Genomic DNA, 19,500 nt, shown 5'->3' on the forward strand with positions numbered 1-19,500 from the left:
TCCGGGCAATGTCCGTGAGGGAACGGTCCTTCGAGGAGTGCACGAGATCCAGTGCGTCCCGCTTGAACTCCGGGGGGTAATTCTTCCGCTTTGCCGCCATGGATCACTTCCCCTGGATGACGAAACATCCAGCGTCCAGGTGTCGGAATTTCGGGGGTCACTCCACTCGTCATCAGCACCACAACAGCCACCGCCTACACCTACGACGAATTCGGCAACACCACCAACTCTCCACGCTACGGCTGGCTCGGCAGCATGCAGCGGGCATCCGACACACCCGACAGAGTCGTCCTCATGGGCGTGCGACTCTTTGACGCCGTCACCGGGCGATTCCTCCAGACGGATCCAATACCTGACGGAAGCGCCAACGCGTACGAATACGCGGGCCAAGATCCCGTGAACAACATGGATCTGGACGGCCGGCGAATCAAGGAACGCGTAGTTCGCCAATGCACGAAATACGACTGTGTAACACTGAAGAGAATGTGCGACTCCAGTCGGCACATGAAATGCTCGCTCAGTGGAACCTCTCCTTCCGGGGCTGGTGGAGAAGTGCGCGAATCACCGCCGGGTGGAAATGGGACCTCTACGACTGGTGAGTCAAACTCGGCGGAGGCAGCTACAACCACTCAGAGTGGGGCGACTACGGATTCCATGCCAACTGGTACGGAAATGATGGCTACGCCCCCGACAAGCGCGGGTACTTCCGCTGCTACGGAATGACATGCTGGTCCGACCCCAGCGACTCGATATTCTTCATGGCAGAGGGTGACGCCTGGTATGGCGGTAGAGAGTACGTTTTCAATATTGGCCAAAGCTTCTCCGGAGGAGGAAGCTTCTACTGATCTACTGATCTACTGATCGGCTGAACGGCTGGGCTGGCCAGGGTGCAAAATCCCTGGCCGGCCCAGCGGGTTTCCCAAAAAATGGGCGACCATTCGAGCATTTCTAACGGCAACTCAAGTACCGATAGGGAGCAAGCGTGGATACAGGGGAATTCCAGCGCACGATGGACGACCTCGGTGGCAAAATATATGTTGCCCTTCAAGAGGGGCGGCCGGTAGCAAGTCTTGCTCTAGAACTCGCATGCTTCCTCTTTGACTGGGGTCACGGAACTCCAGCGGTTCGTCAGCTGATCGAAACGAGGCCCGCTGATCTTTCAGGACCTCAGTCGGCAGGATTGGCGGCCGAGCTTCTACAAGACATTAATTTCGATCCCGGCTTCATACTCGCGCCCCATCGGATCGATAACCTTAAGATGGCACTTCAGGGGGTCCAAGCGGACCTATCCGGAGTCCGGTTCGTTGACGGACTGCACCTGAGGTTCGACGAAGAAGAATACGGAGCCAGGGCAAGGGTAGCTTTGCCTGGCCAGTCACTTCTCAGCAGTGGAAATGGAGTTCCTGTGGCAGCCGGGGATGATCCAGCCGACTCTTTGGTTGCTGTCGCGGAAGAAGTGCAGGACGAGATTGCTGACCGATTTTGGCTCGTATGGCCGGAGTGTCCGACGCATAAGCTAGGGGTTCATCCGGTCAAAGCAGAATCATCAGCCTGGTGGCATTGCCGTGCGGATGGAGGGCACTTCGTCGCACGCATCGGGAGCATGCCGCACGCACGCACTCCCTAAGGCTTCCCGATTGGCCTTTATGCCATCACAGGGGCGGGGCGACGCTACATGGTGTTTATTTGGTCCGCACGCAAGCGCCTGCCGTGAAAATTCCGCACATTCCTCAATTGGTCCTACCGCGCAGGACTTTTGCGAATATCGGGTACATCATATCAATTCCGCCAGGGTGAACTGCAGGACTGGCTCGCTGATCACCCAACGGTGAGCGGCCCGTAGTTGCGAGGTCCGAATCGCCAGGTCACCACCCCCGCATGGTTCCAACTCTGCCGGCGGTTCTTCCGGCTGTGCGGGCAGAGTCGGCTGGGGAAGGCTGGTGATGGTGCCTGTGTGCGGGCCTTGACTGCCGATTCCTTCGCCAGCCGGAGCACGCGCATGTCGGCGGCCGGCCCCTGGCCGGTCATGGGCGTGACGTCGGCGCGTCCGGACAGCACTGCGCGGGCCGCGGCCTCCGCATCGACGGCGTCGGTCTTGCCGTGCTTGCGACAGCAGGGCACGGTCGGGTTGGTTGACCTCGACGACGTGGATGTTCTCCCTGCTCAGGAAGCGGGCCAGAGCCGCTCCGTAAGAACCGGTGCATTCCACACCGGCTCGGCGTAGGACGCCGAAAGAGCGTGCCCAGGTCAGGAGTTGGCGGTATCCGGCAGCGGTAACCGGGAACACTACAGGCCGGATTTTGCCCGGACGTTGGAAATGGCCGTGAGTAACGACTCCTAACAAAAGGCGGCTTGTGGATCTCCGGGAATGACGGCGTGCCAGTTTTGGTTGATGCTGGCCGAAGGGGGTGTGAGCCAGTCGAGACGAGGAAGACCGCTGCCAGGCCCTGGGAGATCGAAGACGAGTTGTGGGCGCGCATGCCGTCGCCGGGCACCGTCACGCCCTCACAGTGTCGGCTCAGCCCGGACGCACGCGGTGTCGCGATGCCACGCATTGAACCGCTCACCCCGCCCTACACCGCCGACGTCGACCGGGCGCTCCGCCGATGGATGCCGCCGGGTGTGCCGCACGAGCCACTCGCTCTGTTCCGCGTACTGCACCGCAACCCGGAGCTGGCCTCACGAATGTTCGCCCTCGGCGCCGGACTGCTGGGCCGTGGACTCCTTCCCGCTATAGACCGGGAGATCGTCATCGCCCGCGTGACCGCGCGATCCGCTTGCGCTTATGAATGGGGCGTCCACGCCGCGACCCTGGCGCCGCAGGCCGGACTCAGCCTGGAGCAACTCCGGGCAACTACCCAACCCGACGCGGCAGTCCGTGCTCCATGGTCGCCACGCCACACGGCACTGCTCCACGCGGTTGACGAACTGAACGACACGGCCCAGCTCACACAGTCCGCCTGGGACGCCCTGCGCATGTACTACGAAGGGGCTCAATTACTTGAACTGCTCGTACTGATCGGCTGGTACCGAACCATCAGCCATCTGGCCAACGGGCTCCTCCTGGAAGAGGAGTCCTGGGGTGCCCCGTTCCCCACACGGTGACTACGTTCCGCCCCCATCCACCACTGCGGCGCTGGTCGGCATCGGCGCCATGGCGATCATGACGCTGGCAAGCCTGGCTCTCGCCCGCCGACGTTCGTCCGAGACCAGCCCGTAAGTCAGATGCACTCATCCCAACACTGGAGGTTCCATGCCCAAGGGCTACTGGGTCAGCGCCTACCGCACCATTTCAGACCCTGAGAAGCTGGCTGCTTACAACAAGCTGGCCCCTGCAGCCGTCAAGGCCGGGGGCGGTCGGGTCCTCGCCCGTGGCGGTCGGGTTGTGGCGCATGACGCCGGAGTCACCGAGCGCACCGTCCTGATCGAGTTCGACAGCTTCGAGCAGGCCGTCGCGGCGCACGAGAGTGCGGCCTACCAGGAGGCGCTGGTCGCCCTCTCCGACGGCGTCGAGCGCGACTTCCGCATCGTCGAAGGCATCGACTGACCGAGGTCCAGCCGGATCTTCACTGAAGTTCATTGCGGGACAAGCCTTACCCTCCGCGCCCCAACATCACGGCGGCCCGCGAGGCTCTGCACCGCGCGTTGCGATTCCTGGACGACAAGGAAGCGGAGGGTTAGAGATGTCCCGGCTGCTTCGGCAGCAGTAGTCAACGCGGTTCCGCTTCTGTGGTGTGCGATCCTCGCGCGGACGAACGTCAGCGGTGCCTTCGGCGTCTCCTTAACGGTCGGCAGGGACCGGCCGCGCGTGAAGCGCCGATCCGTACGAGGAGACGCCGATGGCCCAAGCTCAGCGCCGCCGTGGTCGCACCACGCTGTCGGCCGTCTGCCTGGCTCTCGTGGCCGTCGGAGCCGCCGGCTGTTCCGGGCCGGACATCCGCAGTGGCGCGCCTCCGCTGAAGCTGTGCGGGATCACGTTCTGGAGCGGCGCCGAGGGGATCGGCACGGTGTCTTTGAGCAGATCCACCCGGGGCATGCCCGCCGCTCCGGCCGCCTCCCGGCTTCCTGCCCGCACCGCCCGGTACGACGGCGGTCCGCCGCCCCGCGTCGTTTCCGTCTCTACCGACTGCTCCCACGGCCGTACGGTCGTCGTCTCCCCCGCCTCCTCCGTACGGGTGCGCACGGTCGCCAAGGACGCCGCCGGCCGCGTTGTCGCGCTCTCCCTCGTTCCGGCGAAGCCCGGCACGTCGGTCGAGGTCCACGTCTACGCCTACGACGGCACGCACCCGACCGGTCAGGCCGCCACCGCCGTGCCCTGACCGCCTGGGTCTGCCCTGTGCTGCCGCACGTCCAGGCGCAAGAAAGGGTGGCGTTACGCCTCGCCGAGGGCCTACATGGTGTCCATCGATATCGCGCTCATGGTCGGCAGGTGGCAGCGGAGGCTGACCTGTTGAAGGGCCAGAGCGCTGATGTGGCTCCGCAGGAAACGCGGTCACCCCGGACTGCCCGTTTTCCCGGGAGCGGGGATGCTGTCGCCACCAGGGGGACCTGGTGCCGCCGTGGGTGATGGCCCCCGGCGGCATCGCTCAACCTTCGACGGCACGCGCTCAAACTTCGATGGCCCAGGACAACGACGACCATAAGGAAGACCAGGACTCCCATTGTCCCGTCTCAGTCGGTCTGGTCGGAATCTCTGATGATCTGGTCCGTTTCGCTCGTCGACTCAGGTGATCTGGCTCCTGGCGTGGGAGCAGGCCACCAGGAAGGGATATCGAGGATCCGTCGGTGTCCAGGCCCCCTACCGGGGCGTGCATACCTGAAGAAGGTGCCTGGGCCGGTCGCGGCTATGATCCGCATCTTCGAGCGATTGGGGACCTGGTGGGATAATTCGGCGCGGAGAGCGTCGTGATGGGATGGACCTGCCGCGCGACGGGGAGTTCGCGTTCCTGTCCGAGGCGGAGGCTGCCCGGTTGCGTACCTTCGTCCGCGAGGCATTCGCGGAGCGCGGCATCGAAGTAACGGTCGAACCGGGCCGCGTGACCACGGACTCGGGCTGGCGCTTCGGCCTCTCCAATCTTGCGGCCGTGTGCCACAACGACAGCCGCGGCCCCCGGTGCTGGCGGGCGCTCGTAGACGAACATGTTGACCGGGTCATCCGGTCGATGGATGGACCTCAGGCTCTCAAGGCCCTGCCGCGCGAACAGCTCCTGGCCCAGCTCTGCCTCCGCTTCATTCCCAGCGATCCCGCGCTCCTGAAGGCTTTCGGGTACGGTCCCCCATCGGTCCCGGGGCTGTTGGAGGTGCTGGCGCTCGACCTCCCGGAAACCGTCGACATGCTGACCGCGGACTCCCTCTCCAGCCTGGGTGACATCACGGCCCTTCGGGACCGTGCGTTCCAGAACCTACGAGCCGTCCGCGTTGACAAGCACAAGGTGGTCAGAGACAAGGACGGCTCCCACTTCGACGTGCTGATGGGCGGCTCGTACTTCATCGCGAGCCTCGCCCTGGCTCTGGACGAGGTCGTACTCCGCTACACCAAGGACGCACCGGCGCCGGACGGAATCCTGGTCGCGCTGCCGCACCGGCACCAACTCGCTTTCCACGTCGTCCGCGACAGGAACGTGGCCTCCTCGCTGCACGCCATGGCCCGGTTCGCCGCCATGGGCTTCGAGCAGTCACCGGGCACGCTGAGCCCCTCGGTGTTCTGGTGGCACGAGGGCAGCTTTACCCAGGTCGCCACCCAGGACGACGCCGGCCTGCACATCAAACTCACCCAGGAGGCCATGGACCTGGCAGCACGTTTCGCGGGCGGGTAGCCAGACCTGGCTCGACATGCAGTCTTTCAGTGAGGTCTTTCAGCGTTGCCGCTCCAGGGTGAGGACGGCGGCGATTGACGTCATTCGATTCGGGCTGCACCGGGATCTGCGGAAGATGCGCCACGACTTCAGTCGTGCGATGCCGCGCTCGACCGGTGCCCGGGCCGCGGACAGGGCACGGTTGACGGTCTGTTGAGTGGGTGTGAGCCCGCGGCCCGGCGGGCGTCTGAGGGCCGTGGTCGCCCATGGGCCGGCTCCCATATAGGCACGATCGGCGAGGACCGGGATGCCCTGGCGTTCGCAGATCCGGATGATCCGGTGGGTGCGGGCGGCGGTGAGGTCGTGTGTGCGGCCGGGCAGTGCGGGCGAGATCCACAGCACCTCCCCGTGCGGATCGGTCACCACCTGCACGTTCACCCCGTGTCGGCGGTGCTTGTGGGAGAAGTCGGCCCGGCTGTCGCCGACCCGGTCGCACTCCGCAAGCGTGCCATCCACCAGGACGTCCGGGTCGGCCTCGCGCAGGGCGCGCAGCAGGCCGGGCGCGCGGCCGGCGAGCAGGTCGACGACGGCTGTCGTGTAGGCGTGCGCGGTGCCGACGGAAATGCCGAAGCCGGCCGCGAGCTGGGCGAGGGTGTCGTGTCGGCGCAGGTACACCAGGCCTACCAGCGCACGCTGGTGCGGCGCGAGCTTGCAACGGCGGTCACCCTCACGGGTGACGATGAGCATGGTGACCCACTCGACCAGGGCATGAAGCAGGTCGAGTGCGGCAGGATAGGGAACCAACAAGGCTCCTGCGCCAATGAGTTGAGACGTCGAACACCTCACTCAACGGCACAGGAGCCTTGTCCGTTGCGGGCGACGGCGTCGTCACCCGATCAGTGGCCACTCTGAAACAGCTCAGTAGCTCGAAAGGTACGTGATGGGATCAGCCAGAGGCACCGTATAGCGGTGGTTCTGGGGGTGGGGTGCGGTCTGCGCCAAGGTGAGGTTTTCGGTCTCAGCCTGGAGGACGTTGACCACCGGCGCGGGGTACTTCGCGTCCGGCGGCAGGTGCAAATACTGAATGGCCGCAAGTACTTCACGCTTCCAAAGGGCGGGAAAACACGCGTCGTAGACATGCCGCGTTCCGTGGCTGACGAGCTGGTGAGGCACACCAGGGTCTACCCGGGGAGCAAGGTTGAGCTTCCGTGGGGCGGTCCTGAACCTGACCGGGAGCGAAAGAAGTTCGGCCTCGTGCTGACGACGAAGTACGGGAACGCGATCGCGGCCAATACGTGGAACACGGAGATCTGGAAGGCGGCGCTGGCCAAGGCGGGCATCATCCCCCCACGGGCGAAGGGGGCGAAACCGTGGCAATGGCAAGCGGCCCCGAAGGACCGGTTCCATGTGCTGAGAGCTCGTAACAGGATCTTGCTGAGGTGCCCTGGTCGGGCGTGACCGATGTGATGATCCAGCCGTTCGTGTCGTGTGACGACTCGGCCGTGGATCGTGGACGACGACTTGTGGGCGCGGATCGAACCGCTGCTGCCGCCCTGGCCCGAAAGGTCGCCAGGGCTGAAGCCGGTGCCGGACCGGTTTTGTCTGCAGGGCATCCTGTACGTCTCGCACCAGGACATCGCTTGGCAACTCCTGCCTCTGGAGCTGGGGTTCGGCTCCGGATAGACGTGCTGGCGGCGCTTGGACCGCTGGCAGAGGGCCGGCGTCTTCGAGCAACTGCACCGACCCCTGCTCACCGAACTGAACGCCGCCGGCGAACTCGACTGGTCGCGCGCGTGCGTGGACGGCTCCCATGTCCGCGCGAAAAAAGGGGTGCCGAGACCGGCCCGTCGCCTGTCGACCGGCGGAAAACTGGCAGCAAACACCATCTGATCTGCGATGGCAGGGGCACGCCACCGCACGTCATCACGACCGCCGCCGTCGTCAACGACATCACCCAGACACTGGACCTGGTCGACGGCATCCCGTCCGTCGCCGGTCGGCCCGGCCGGCCGCCCGAGTGCGTCCTGGGTGATAAGGCGTACGACTCGAAGGCCGTGCGACGTGAGCTGCGGCGGCGTCGGATCGTGCCGGTGATTTCCCGCGAGGGCGCCCCCAACATCAAGGGCCTGGGCAAGCTGCGTTACGTCGTCGAGCAGACCTTCGCCCTGCTCCACCAGTTCAAACGCCTCGCTGTCCGCTGGGAACGACGCCTCGAACTCCACGACGCTTTCGTCTCGTTGGGCTGCAGCCTCATCTGCTGGAGGCGACTCAAGGAGGCCGGATCGTGATCGCGTTCGGCCAGGGTTGCGGGCCACGATCAGCAGGACGCCATTCACACGAAAGCCAGGCTCTCATGCGCACTCTCTACGTCGTCACCCATCCGGAGGCGACACACCACGTCGAGGAAGTCGTCGGCGGATGGCACGATTCGAAGCTGACGTCTGCAGGTATCCGCGCGGCGGCCGCGATTGCCAATGAGCTGCGAGCCCGAGTTCCAGACGGTGCCGAAGCAGAGCCGTTCACATCGGATCTACAGCGCACCCGTCGGACAGCCGACGAGGTCGCCGAGCTGTCCAGCGTGAGGCCGATCCTGGATCACAGATTGCGGGAAAAGTCTTACGGGGTAGCGGAGGGAAGGCCGCAGGAGTGGCTGGACCGGAGGTTCGTGCCGCCACCGGTTCATGGGGAGCGCCTCGACCACGATGAGGGCGTGGAGGGCGCCGAGACCAAGGCAACGTGGGTGCAGCGAATCTATGCGGCCATGGATGACATCCTGCAGCGTCCGTGCCAACACCAGATTCTCGTGACGCATGGTGGCTCTCTGACGTTCATCATGGCGTCCTGGATCAAGATGCCGATCGAGTCGGTCGGCTATGCCGGCTTCCGGGCGCCCTCCGGCAGTATCACCACGCTGCGCGAAGACGACTTCTTCCACAACCGCCAAATCGTCAGCCTTGGCGAACCCGCCATCTCGACTCCGCTCAACCGTGAACCATCACCTCGGCCACGCCCGACCAGGGCACCTCAGCAAGATCCTGTTACGAGCTCTGAGGCACACATACGCATCCCTCGTACTGGAGGCAGGAGAGTCGGTCGTATCCCTCGGCAAATGGCTGGGGCATTCGTCGCCGACCATCACCCTCGACCACTACGCCCACTTCATGCCGGAGGCGGGGAAGAAGGGGCGCAGGGCGATCGATAGCCTGCTGGGGGAGCGGACCGAGGAGAGCTCCGGCCCGAACTCCCCAGATTCTCCCCAGGACCGATCCTGAGCGCCCATCGGTTTGGCCGATACGCGGAAACATCGAGGTGAGAGCCCGTATGTTCACCACCCGCCCCACGCTCCAGGGCACCTTCGGCATGGTGTCCTCCACCCACTGGCTGGCCTCGCAGTCGGCGATGGCCGTCCTGGAGGACGGCGGTAACGCGTACGACGCCGCCGTCGCCGGTGCGTTCGTGCTGCACGTCGTGGAGCCGCACCTCAACGGACCCGCCGGTGAGGTGCCCATCCTCCTCGCCCCGGCGGGTGGCGACGTGCGGGTGCTGTGCGGCCAGGGCGTCGCACCCGCGGGCGCGACGATCGAGCACTACAGGGGACTCGGTCTGGATCTCGTACCCGGTACGGGACCCCTCGCGGCGGCCGTCCCCGGCGCCTTCGACGCCTGGATGCTGCTCCTGCGCGACCACGGCACGAAGTCCCTGGCCGACGTCCTGAAGTACGCCGTCGGGTACGCCGAGGACGGGCACGCGTGCGTGGAGAACGTCGGGGCGACCGTGGAGGCCGTACGGGAGCTGTTCGAGACGGAGTGGACCTCGTCGGCGGACGTGTACCTGCCCGGCGGGAAGGCGCCCCGGCCCGGCGAGCTGTTCCGCAACCCCGCCCTCGCCGCCACCTGGCGGCGGCTCCTCGCCGAGGTCGCCGGGGCGGGGGACCGGGAGGCCCAGATCGAGGCGGCGCGTGAGGGGTGGCGGTGCGGGTTCATCGCCGAGGCCCTCGTACGGCAGTCCGGGCGGCCCACCATGGACACCAGCGGCGAGCGCCACACCGGCACACTCACGGCCGCCGACCTGGCCTCCTGGTCCGCGTCCTACGAGGCACCGGCGACGTACGACTGGAACGGCTGGACCCTGTGCAAGGCCGGCCCGTGGAGCCAGGGCCCGGTCTTCCTCCAGCAACTGGCGCTGCTCCCGGCCGAGTTGCCGGCCTACGGGTCCGCCGACTACGTCCATCTGCTGATCGAGGGCTGCAAGCTCGCGATGGCCGACCGGGAGGCCTGGTACGGGGACGCCGACCCGGACGCCGTACCGCTGGGGGAGCTGCTGGCGGCGGACTACAACGCGGCGCGGCGGGAGCTGATCGGCGAGAAGGCGTCGTACGAGCTGCGGCCCGGCAGTCCCGGAGGGCGCGCGCCGCGCCTGTGCGAGCACGCGCGCGTGGTGGCGCCCAAGGAGTCCGGCTTCGACCCGATGGGGGCGGGGGAGCCGACCGTCGCGCGGGTCGCCGCCGACGGCGGTACCCGTGGCGACACCTGCCACCTCGACGTCGTCGACCGCTGGGGCAACATGATCGCGGCCACGCCCAGCGGCGGCTGGCTGCAGTCCAACCCCGTGGTGCCCGAGCTGGGCTTCCCCCTGGGCACCCGGCTCCAGATGGCCTGGCTGGAGCCCGGCCTGCCCAACTCCCTTGCCCCGGGCCGCCGTCCGCGCACCACGCTCACCCCGTCGGTCGCCCTGCGCGACGGAGTACCGGTCCTGGCGTTCGGCACGCCCGGCGGGGACCAGCAGGACCAGTGGCAACTGCACTTCTTCCTGGCGGTCGCCACGCGCGCGAAGGCACGCGGCGGCCTCGACCTCCAGGGCGCGATCGACGCCCCGAACTGGCACAACGACGGCTTCCCCGGCTCCTTCTACCCGCGCGGCATGCGGCCCGGGAGCGTCACCGTCGAGGCCCGCATGGACGAGGCAGTGGTGGAGGAACTGCGGCGACGCGGACATGACGTGACCGTCGGGGACGCCTGGTCGGAGGGGCGGCTGTGCGCGGTCGCCCGGGACCCGGCGGCCGGAATCCTGTCGGCGGCGGCGAATCCGCGGGGCATGCAGGGGTACGCCGTGGGGCGCTGACCTCCCTGTCGGAGGCGCCCGCTGCCGGTGATCCACGGCTCCGGGTGTTCATGGTGATTCCACCCGGTGTGCACCGGGCGGGTGGGGATTGTCAGTGACGCGTGCTCTCATGGAGGAATGATCGAAGACACCGAAACCATCGACGAGTTTCTCGTACAGCACACGGCCGACGTCGAAGAAGCCATCCGCAACGCGGCGGCCGCCGAGATCATGCCCCGCTTCCGGCAGCTCGCCGCGCACGAGATCGACCAGAAGAGCGGCCCGCACGACCTGGTCACGGACGCCGACCGCAACGCCGAGCGGTATCTGACGAAGGTGCTCGGCTCCCTCCTGCCCGGCTCCGTCGTGGTCGGCGAGGAAGCGGTGCACGCCGACCCGGAGACGTACGAGGCGATACAGGGCGACGCCCCGGTCTGGATCGTCGACCCGGTCGACGGGACCCGCCAGTTCGTGAACGGCGACTCCGGCTTCTGCACGCTGGTCGCGCTCGCCCGGCACGGGGAGCTGCTCGCCTCCTGGACCTACGCGCCCGCCCGCGACCAACTCGCCACGGCCGTGCGGGGCGGCGGCGCATTCCTCGACGGCGTACGGCTGCGCTCCGGCGCTCCGGACCCCGCCCGTGACCTGGAAGTGGCCACCTCCCACCCGGACTACACGACGGACGCACAGAAGCGCGCCCTGCTCGGCCTGTGGGCGGACGGTGTGCGCACGCGCCCGTGCGGCTCGGCCGGCCTGGAGTATCTCGCCCTCGCCCGGGGCGAGTTGGATGCCACTGCCTTCAGTTGGGAGGCGGCCTGGGATCATGCGGCGGGCCTGCTCCTCGTCGAGGAGGCGGGCGGCGCCCACCTCACGCTCACGGGGGAGCCGTTCCGCATCACCGGGGGCAACGCGCTGCCGTTCACGGCGGCCAGGGACGCGGCGACGGCCCGGCGCGTGATGGAGCTGCTGAGGGCGTCGTAGGGTCACGGTTCCGCTCACCTGGACGGCCGGCCCCGGGAGTGTCAGTCCCGCGGCATATCCTGATGCCAGGGCCTGTGGTCAAATTCCCGTCGTTCGCCCGGTGGGACAGGCGGGAATTTGACGACAGGCCCTGGTGGCCATCGGCTGACGAAGGGGTCCGAAGGTGCCGTCGATGCTCGATGCGGTCGTGGTGGGTGCGGGGCCGAACGGACTGACGGCTGCCGTGGAGCTGGCCCGGCGCGGCTTCTCCGTGGCCGTGTTCGAGGCACGGGACACCGTGGGCGGAGGCGCCCGCACCGAGGAGCTCACCCTCCCGGGCTTCCGGCACGACCCCTGCTCGGCGGCGCACCCGCTCGGAATCAACTCGCCGGCGTTCCGCGCCCTGCCCCTGGAGCGGTACGGCCTGGAGTGGCTGCACCCCGAGCTGCCCATGGCGCATCCCTTCACCGACGGCAGCGCGTCCGTGCTGTCGCGGTCGGTCGCGGAGACGGCCGCCTCGTTCGGACCGCGGGACGCGGGGACGTACCGCAGGCTGGTTGAGCCCTTCCTCCCCAAGTGGGACACGCTGGTCCGCGACTTCATGTCCCTGCCGCGCACCGCGCTGCCGCGCGACCCGGTCACCCTCGCCCGCTTCGGCCTGGCGGGGCTGCCCCCGTCGACCTGGCTGACCAGCCGCTTCCGGGACGAGCGCGCCAAGACCCTGTTCGCCGGACTGGTCGGCCATGTCATGGCCCCACTCTGAGTATTAGCCACCGGCGCGATCGGCCTGGTCTTCGCCCTCGCGGCGCACGCGCGTGGCTGGCCGGTGGCCCGCGGCGGCTCCCAGTCCATCTCGGACGCCCTGGCCGCCTACCTGAAGGACCTCGGCGGCGAGATCCACACCGACTACGAGGTCAAGCGCCTCGACGACCTCCCCCCGGCCCGCGCCTACGTCTTCGACACCTCGCCCACGGCCCTGGCGAAGATCGCGGGCTTCGGCAACTACTACGAGAACTACCGGTACGGCCCCGGCGTCTTCAAGATCGACTACGCCCTGGACGGCCCGGTGCCCTGGACCGCCGAGGAGGCGCGCACCGCCGGCACCGTGCAGATCGGCGCCGACAGCACGGAGATCGGCGCCGCCCTGCGCGCCGCGTCCCGCGAGAACCGCGCCCCCGACCGGCCGTTCATGATCACCGTGCAGCCCAGCATCGTCGACCCCACCAGGGCCCCGGCCGGCAAACAGGTCTTCTGGGCCTACGGCCATGTCCCCAGCGGCTGGACCGGCGACCTCACGGACGCCCTGGAACGCCAACTGGAGCGCTTCGCCCCGGGTTTCCGCGACCGCGTCCTCGCCCGGGCGACGGCGGGCCCGCCCGAACTCGCCGCCCGCAACGCCAACTACGTGGGCGGCGACATCGGCACCGGCGCGGTCTCCGGACTCCAGATCCTGCTGCGCCCCAAACTCTCCCTCTCCCCGTACGGCACCCCGCACCCGGCCGTCTTCATCTGCTCCTCGGCCACTCCGCCCGGCCCCGGTGTGCACGGCATGTCAGGACACAACGCGGCGAAGGCCGTCTGGCGAAGACTGAGGCAGTCATGACCACCGTCACCCTCGTCCGGGGCGACATCACCCGTCAGACCGCCGACGCGATCGTCAACGCGGCCAACTCCTCCCTCCTGGGCGGCGGAGGAGTCGACGGCGCGATCCACCGCCGAGGCGGCCCCGCGATCCTGGAGGACTGCCGAAAGCTCCGGGCCTCGCACTACGGCAAGGGCCTGCGCACCGGCCAGGCGGTCGCGACGACGGCGGGCGAACTGGACGCGCGGTGGGTGATCCACACGGTGGGACCGGTGTACTCCCGCGAGGAGGACCGCTCGGACCTGCTCACCTCCTGCTACCGGGAGTCCCTCCGCGTCGCCGACGAACTCGGCGCCCGCACGGTCGCGTTCCCCGCCGTCTCGGCCGGGATCTACGGCTGGCCGATGGACGACGCGGCCCGCATCGCCGTAGAGACGGTGCGGGCGGCGGAGACGTCGGTCGAGGAGGTCACGTTCGTGCTCTTCGACGAGGCGGCGTACGAGGCGTTCGGCCGGCAGGTTCGCTGACGGAGGTCGGGGTCGGCCCGCCCAACTCACCCGAGCCGCACGTGGAGTGCGTGGCGAGTCTCCTCACGCATCGATCACGACGTCCTCCAGCGGTTTCGAGCAGCAGAGCAGGATCTTGTTCTGGGTGATCTCGCGTGGCCGGATGCCCCCGTTGTGCTGCATGTCGACGGAGCCGGAGAGCAGGGTCGCCTTGCACGTACCGCACATGCCCTGGGCGCACGAGGCCGGCAGGCTGAGGCCGGCCCGGGACGCGGCGGCGAGGAGCGAGGTGTCGGTGTCGCAGTCGAGGGTGCGTCCGCTGCGGGTGAACTCGACCTTGAAACCGGCACCCGTGGTGGCGGCCCGCGAGGCGTCGGCCCGCGTGGCCGGTGTCTCGAAGGCGAAACTCTCCTCGTGGTAGTGGTCCATGCCGAGGCCCGCGTCCGACAGCATGTGCCGTACGGCGGCCATGTAGGGGGCGGGACCGCAGGTGAAGACCTCCCGTTCGAGGAAGTCCGGCGCGACCTGCCGGAGCGTCTCGATCGTCAGCCGGCCGCGGTATCCGCCCCAGGGGGCGTACGGGCGGTCCTCCTCGCAGATGTGGACCACCCGGATGTTGGGCGCGGTCGCGGCGATGAGGTCGAGTTCGTGGCGGAAGACGATGTCCGCCGGGGTGCGCGCGCTGTGCACGAACACCACGTCGGCGGGGTCGGCCAAGTCGTACAGCGTCCTGGTCATCGACATCGACGGCGTCACGCCGACGCCCCCGGACAGGAACAGGTACTTGGGCGCCGGATGCCGGGCCGTGGTGAACTCGCCGAGCGGTCCGTGCGCCCGCACGGTGCCGCCGGGCCGCAGATGGTCGTGCAGCCAGTTCGACACGAGTCCGCCCGGGATGCGCTTCACCGTGATCGAGAGCAGGAAGGGGCGGGTGGGCGACGAGGAGATGGTGTAGCAGCGCTGGACCGGTCGGCCGGCGATGTCGAGGGCCAGAGTCAGGAACTGGCCCGGGTCGTGCCGGAACAGCCGCGGCTCGGCGTACTCGAACACGAACGTGGTGACGTCGTGCGTGAGCGGGTGCACCTGACGGCACACGAGTAGTTCCTCGGTCTCGGTCATCGCTGCCGCTCCGGGTGTGACAGGTGTGCCGCGAGCCGGGTCACGTACCAGTTGACGAACGCCTCGACCTGCTCCTCCGTCGGGCCGTACGGGCCCGGCAGATAGGCCGGGCTGCTGATGCCCTGGTGGGCGCGGGCCACCAGCACCGCGTCCTGGTCGTTCGTGGCCTTCCACACCTTCGTCAGCGTGTCGAGGTCGTAGTCGATCCCCTCCACGGCGTCGGCGTGCACGAGCCAGGTGGTGCGGACGAGGGTGCGGTCCGGTCCGAGCGGGATCGTGGAGAACGTGATCGCGTGGTCGGCCATGAGATGGAACCAGGAGTTGGGCTGGAGGTGCATGGACAGTCGGCCCAGGCGGGCCGTGGGGAAGTCGGCGAGCAGGCGTTTGCACGCGGCCGTGCCGTCCGGGGTGTAGGACTCCCCGGCCAGGTCGAGGGGTTCGCGCTGGATGCGGAAACCCGTGGCGCGGGTGTCCAGTTCCTCGATCGCGGCGTAGGGCAGGCCCAAGGAGCCGTAGGTTTTGCGGGCCTCCGCGTCGGCCCGTTGGAAGCGCTCGTAGGCGGGGCGCAGCGCGGGCGGGATGTCCTGCTCCTGGTAGCCGTAGATGGGGAAGTAGCAGGCCTGGAGCTCGGGGTGGCCCACGCAGTGGTAGCACTCCCGGTTGTTCTCCATGGTCAGCTTCCAGTTGCCGTTCTCGACCAGGTCGATCTGCGTGGCGACCTTCGCCTTGGCCAGGTTGTGCGGTGCGAGGTACGGCTCGATGCGGGCGGCGACCTCGTCGAAGTCGGCGGGCGGTTCGTCGGCCAGGCAGATGAAAACCAGCCCGGCCACCGTGCGCGCGTGCACGGTGCGCAGCCCGAAACACGACGGGTCGAAGCCGGGCGCCTGGGACTCGGCGTGCAGCAGCCTGCCGTCCACGCCGTACGTCCACCGGTGGTACCCGCAGACGATGTTGCCCACCGAGCCGCGCTCCTCGTTGAGGATGCGCGCGCCGCGGTGGCGGCAGACGTTGTGGAAGGCCCGTACGTCCTCGTCGTCGTCGCGGACCACGATGACCGAGTAGGGCCCGATGGTGACCGTCACGTAGTCGCCCGCCTCGGGAAGCTCCGCCTCTGCGGCGACGAACAGCCAGTGCCGGACGAAGACGGCCTCGATGTCGAGGTCGAAGAACTCCTCGCCCACGTAGAACGGGGCTTCGAGGCTCTGTCCGACGGGTCGTCGGCCAATGAGGTCGGCAGGTCGTCGGGCAATGAGGTCGGCGGGGGAGCACACCTCGGCTGCGACTGTCACGGGGTTCATCTCATCTCTCCGGCAGAACTCGGAAGTCGGCGTGGGATCAGGGGAGTTCAGACCGGCAGACACAGCCGCAGCCCGTCGTAGACCGCGGCGTGGACGGTGCGGGCGGCCACGGCGTCGCCGATGCGGAACAGCTGGTAGCGGCCCGCCTCGTTGCGGACCACCGCCTGCTCCTCGTACGCCAGGAGAGCGCGGTGGTCGACCTCGCCGAGGTTGGTCGATCCGGGGAGGAGTTCGACGTACAGCTCGTCGTTCGGCAGGGTCCCGTGCTCCACGATCACGTGGTCCACGGTCCGCTCGGTCTCGGCCTCGGTGTACTCGCTGTAAAGGGTCGCGGCGAGCCGCCCGTCCCCGGTCCGGCGCACGGAGCGCAGCCGCCGGGCGAGCGTGGTGGTGACCTCGTGCTTCGCGAACGCCCGTAGGTAGGCAGGGGAGTTCATGCTGCCGACGTCGGGGGCGAGGGTGCGCTCCGGGGTGACGTACTCGATCCGGAGGCCGGGCGTCGCCGTGAGGACCTCCACGGCGTCCATCGCCGGGTAGCCGCCGTGGTCGTCGTAGACCAGGATCTCGCCGCGCGGCCGGCGCAGCGAGCCCGTCAGCACGTCCCAGGTGTCGGAGACCAGGTCCTCGCCGGCGGTGAGGAAGCTGCGGTCGGGCAGGCCCCCGGTGGCGACGATCACGAGGTCGGGGCGTTCGGCGAGGACGTCGTCCGCCTCGGCGTACGTGCCCAGGCGCAGGTCGACGCCGAGGTGTTTGCACTCGGCGAGGCGCCAGTCGGCGATCTGGATCAGGTCGCCCCGGCGCGGGTTGGACGCGGCGAGCCTGATCTGCCCGCCGGGCCGGTCGCCCGCCTCGAACAGGACGACGTCATGGCCGCGTTCGCCGAGCACGCGCGCCGCTTCCAGGCCGGCCGGGCCCCCTCCGACGACAACTGCCTTCCTGCGTCGGCCGATTGTGGGGGAGATCAGGTGCGGTACGTGGAGTTCGCGGCCGGCGGCCGGGTTGTGAATGCACTTGGTGTCGCCGGAGTCGTAGATCGCGTCGAGGCAGTAACTCGCCCCGACGCAGGGCCGGATGCGGTCCTCCTGGCCGGCCTGCACCTTGGCGACCAGGTGCGGATCGGCGATCTGCGCGCGGGTCATGCCGACCAAATCGAGCAGTCCTTCGCGCAGGGCGTGCCGCGCGGTGGCGACGTCGGCGATGCGTGCCGCGTGCATCACCGGGACGGAGAGGCGTCGCTTGATCTCGCCGGTGAAGTCCAGATACGGCCCGAGGGGGGTGCCGATGGACGGGATGGCCTTCGCCAGGGACGCGTCGCTCTCGATGGAGCCGTGGATGACGCTGAGGAAGTCGATGCCGTCGGCGGCGTATCGCTCCGCGGCGGTGAGCGCTTCCTCGAAGGTGAGACCGGCGAGGCCGCCGGGGCGCGCCTCGTCGAGCGACATCCGGATGCCGACGACGAAGTCCGGGCCGACGGCTTCGCGGACGGCACGGATCACCCGGCGCGGAAACGCCATGCGGTTCTCCAGGCTGCCGCCCCACTCGTCGTCGCGGTGGTTGGTCGCGGGGGACAGGAAGCTGTCCAGCAGGTGGCCGTACGCCTCCAGTTCGATGCCGTCGAGGCCACCCTCCCGGCAACGGACAGCAGCGGCCGCGTAGTCGGCGACGATCCGGTCCAGGTCCCAGGACTCGGCGGCCTTCGGGAAGGCGCGGTGTGCGGGTTCGCGCAGCGCCGAGGCGGACACCACCGGGAGCCAGTCGCCGGTGAAGTTGCTGGTGCGGCGGCCCAGATGGGTGACCTGGCACATCACCGCGGCCCCGGCCTCGTGCACGTCGTCGGCGAGCCGGCGCAGCCACGGCACGATGTCGTCGCGGTACAGGAGCAGATTGCCGAACGCCGGCGGGCTGTCGGGCGAGACCACCGCCGAGCCGCCGATCATCGTGAGACCGACCCCGCCCCGCGCCTTCTCCACGTGGTAGGCCCGGTAGCGGTCCTTGGGCAGGCCGTCCTCGCCGAACGCCGGTTCGTGGGAGGTGCTGACCACACGGTTGCGCAGGGTGAGGTGCTTGAGCCGGAAGGGCTGGAGCAGGGGATCCAGGACGCGTGAGGGCACAGCAGCTCCTCAGGAGAGCTCCGAGCGGATGGTTTCGCTATGCGAAACAGCTCCGCGATACGAGACAAATGGTGGAGCTGGGAATCCCCACCCGTCAAGAGCCCGCCGTGTTAACTCGCCGTGCGCGCAGCGCTCATCCGCGTTTCACGTGTCCCCGGCGCCAGGAGATCTTCGCGGCGGCCGCCAGCACCTGTTCCGCGAGACCGGGAACGGTGTCCTCGTTGATGCGGAAGGTCGGTCCGGACAGGGTCACGGCCGCGATGACCTTGCCGTCCAGGGCGCGGATCGGGGCGGCGACGACGGCCAGCCCGATCTCGTGCTCCTCGCTGGTGGTGGCGTAGCCCCGCGCGCGGATCGTCTCCAACGCGGCCGCGAGGGGCGCCGGGTCGACGAGGGTGTGCGGGGTGTACTTCTCCACCCCGCGCGCGAGGATCTCCGCGACCTGGTCGGGGGACATGTGCGCCATGAAGAGCTTGCCCGCCCCGGTGGCGTGCATCGGGGTGCGTCTGCCGACCCAGTCGATGGTCGTGATCGCCGCCGCGCCGATCGCCTGGTCGATGCTGATCACATCGTGCCCGTCATGGATCGCCACGTTCACGGTGTCACCCACGGCCGCGGCCAGTTCCTGGCAGACGGGACGGCTCAGCAGGGACAGATCGCTCACCGTGCTTGCCCCGGCCGCGAGTTCGACCATCGTGTACCCGATGCGGTACCGCCCGCGCTCGGTGTCCTGCTCGACCAGGCCCCGTGACTCCAGGGTCGCCAGCAGCCGGAACACGGTCGACTTGTGGACGCCCAGCTCCTCGGCGATCTCGGTCACGCCGCTGGGACCCCGTGTGGCCAGCACCTGCAGGATCGACACCGCCCGGTCGACGGACTGCACCGAGTGATCGCGCGGGCGGCTTCCGTTGCTGGTCATGGCGGAAGGTTAGTCGAGCGGAAAGAGCCGCCCGCGAGCCTCTGGCCACCTGGTTCACCACGGGCGTCACGAGGGGTGGTGGGGGCCCGCGGCCGCCCCCCCCGCCGCCC

13 protein-coding genes and 4 pseudogenes are annotated in these 19,500 nt (G+C 68.5%); 12 read left to right on the forward strand and 5 right to left on the reverse strand.

Annotated elements, in window-relative coordinates; all coding sequences use genetic code 11:
• Nucleotides 1–171: 171 nt before the first annotated feature.
• The 5 genes from ACFWP5_RS45495 to ACFWP5_RS45515 all read left to right on the forward strand — a co-directional run bounded on the left by ACFWP5_RS45495 (nucleotide 172) and on the right by ACFWP5_RS45515 (nucleotide 5,816).
• Nucleotides 172–723: an RHS repeat-associated core domain-containing protein gene (locus ACFWP5_RS45495; RefSeq protein ID WP_384170982.1), complete on the forward strand. Its 552-nt coding sequence runs from the start codon at nucleotides 172–174 to the stop codon at nucleotides 721–723.
• A 1,821-nt stretch (nucleotides 724–2,544) separates the two neighbouring features.
• Nucleotides 2,545–3,105 carry a carboxymuconolactone decarboxylase family protein gene (locus ACFWP5_RS45500; protein ID WP_384170959.1) on the forward strand — a complete coding sequence of 187 codons (561 nt, stop codon included), beginning with the start codon at nucleotides 2,545–2,547 and terminating at the stop codon, nucleotides 3,103–3,105.
• Between the two features lie 148 nt (nucleotides 3,106–3,253).
• Nucleotides 3,254–3,547, forward strand: a complete 294-nt coding sequence (locus ACFWP5_RS45505; protein ID WP_384170960.1) for a DUF1330 domain-containing protein — start codon at nucleotides 3,254–3,256, stop codon at nucleotides 3,545–3,547.
• A gap of 292 nt (nucleotides 3,548–3,839) precedes the next feature.
• Nucleotides 3,840–4,319, forward strand: a complete 480-nt coding sequence (locus ACFWP5_RS45510) for a hypothetical protein (RefSeq protein ID WP_384170962.1) — start codon at nucleotides 3,840–3,842, stop codon at nucleotides 4,317–4,319.
• A 594-nt stretch (nucleotides 4,320–4,913) separates the two neighbouring features.
• On the forward strand, nucleotides 4,914–5,816 hold the full coding sequence (locus tag ACFWP5_RS45515; RefSeq protein ID WP_384170964.1) for a hypothetical protein: 903 nt from the start codon (nucleotides 4,914–4,916) through the stop codon (nucleotides 5,814–5,816).
• 39 nt (nucleotides 5,817–5,855) lie between these two features.
• Here the strand turns inward: ACFWP5_RS45515 and ACFWP5_RS45520 are convergent, their stop codons facing one another.
• Nucleotides 5,856–6,599 (reverse strand): transposase family protein, encoded by a 744-nt coding sequence (locus ACFWP5_RS45520; RefSeq protein ID WP_384170966.1) that lies wholly within the window; start codon nucleotides 6,597–6,599, stop codon nucleotides 5,856–5,858.
• Nucleotides 6,600–7,301: 702 nt separating this feature from the next.
• On the opposite strand from ACFWP5_RS45520, the pseudogene ACFWP5_RS45525 reads away from it, so the two are divergent.
• From ACFWP5_RS45525 to ACFWP5_RS45555, 7 genes and pseudogenes are all read left to right on the forward strand, one after another.
• Nucleotides 7,302–8,083 (forward strand): annotated as a pseudogene (locus ACFWP5_RS45525) (IS5 family transposase).
• A 65-nt stretch (nucleotides 8,084–8,148) separates the two neighbouring features.
• Nucleotides 8,149–8,652, forward strand: a pseudogene (locus ACFWP5_RS45530) (histidine phosphatase family protein); the annotation flags it as partial.
• 190 nt (nucleotides 8,653–8,842) lie between these two features.
• Nucleotides 8,843–9,067: pseudogene (locus tag ACFWP5_RS45535) on the forward strand (integrase); the annotation flags it as partial.
• 49 nt (nucleotides 9,068–9,116) lie between these two features.
• The gene (locus ACFWP5_RS45540; protein WP_384170968.1) at nucleotides 9,117–10,916 is read left to right on the forward strand and encodes a gamma-glutamyltransferase family protein; all 1,800 of its coding nucleotides are present in this window, start codon (nucleotides 9,117–9,119) and stop codon (nucleotides 10,914–10,916) included.
• Between the two features lie 117 nt (nucleotides 10,917–11,033).
• Nucleotides 11,034–11,876, forward strand: a complete 843-nt coding sequence (locus tag ACFWP5_RS45545; protein WP_384170970.1) for an inositol monophosphatase family protein — start codon at nucleotides 11,034–11,036, stop codon at nucleotides 11,874–11,876.
• A 172-nt stretch (nucleotides 11,877–12,048) separates the two neighbouring features.
• Nucleotides 12,049–13,458, forward strand: a pseudogene (locus ACFWP5_RS45550) (phytoene desaturase family protein).
• Nucleotides 13,455–13,964 carry an O-acetyl-ADP-ribose deacetylase gene (locus ACFWP5_RS45555; protein ID WP_384170972.1) on the forward strand — a complete coding sequence of 170 codons (510 nt, stop codon included), beginning with the start codon at nucleotides 13,455–13,457 and terminating at the stop codon, nucleotides 13,962–13,964. Before ACFWP5_RS45550 ends, ACFWP5_RS45555 begins: the two are co-directional and overlap by 4 nt.
• 63 nt (nucleotides 13,965–14,027) lie before the next feature.
• Here the strand turns inward: ACFWP5_RS45555 and ACFWP5_RS45560 are convergent, their stop codons facing one another.
• The 4 genes from ACFWP5_RS45560 to ACFWP5_RS45575 form a co-directional block, all read right to left on the reverse strand.
• Nucleotides 14,028–15,062 (reverse strand): 2Fe-2S iron-sulfur cluster-binding protein, encoded by a 1,035-nt coding sequence (locus tag ACFWP5_RS45560; RefSeq protein WP_384170974.1) that lies wholly within the window; start codon nucleotides 15,060–15,062, stop codon nucleotides 14,028–14,030.
• A complete protein-coding gene (locus tag ACFWP5_RS45565) occupies nucleotides 15,059–16,360 on the reverse strand; it encodes an aromatic ring-hydroxylating dioxygenase subunit alpha (RefSeq protein WP_384170976.1) in 1,302 nt (433 codons plus the stop codon). Before ACFWP5_RS45565 ends, ACFWP5_RS45560 begins: the two co-directional genes overlap by 4 nt.
• 47 nt (nucleotides 16,361–16,407) lie before the next feature.
• On the reverse strand, nucleotides 16,408–18,471 hold the full coding sequence (locus ACFWP5_RS45570) for an FAD-dependent oxidoreductase (protein WP_384170978.1): 2,064 nt from the start codon (nucleotides 18,469–18,471) through the stop codon (nucleotides 16,408–16,410).
• A gap of 133 nt (nucleotides 18,472–18,604) precedes the next feature.
• The gene (locus ACFWP5_RS45575) at nucleotides 18,605–19,390 is read right to left on the reverse strand and encodes an IclR family transcriptional regulator (protein ID WP_384170980.1); all 786 of its coding nucleotides are present in this window, start codon (nucleotides 19,388–19,390) and stop codon (nucleotides 18,605–18,607) included.
• Nucleotides 19,391–19,500: the final 110 nt, after the last annotated feature.

It is taken from the genome of Streptomyces sp. NPDC058469 (assembly GCF_042721125.1).
GTDB lineage: Bacteria > Actinomycetota > Actinomycetes > Streptomycetales > Streptomycetaceae > Streptomyces.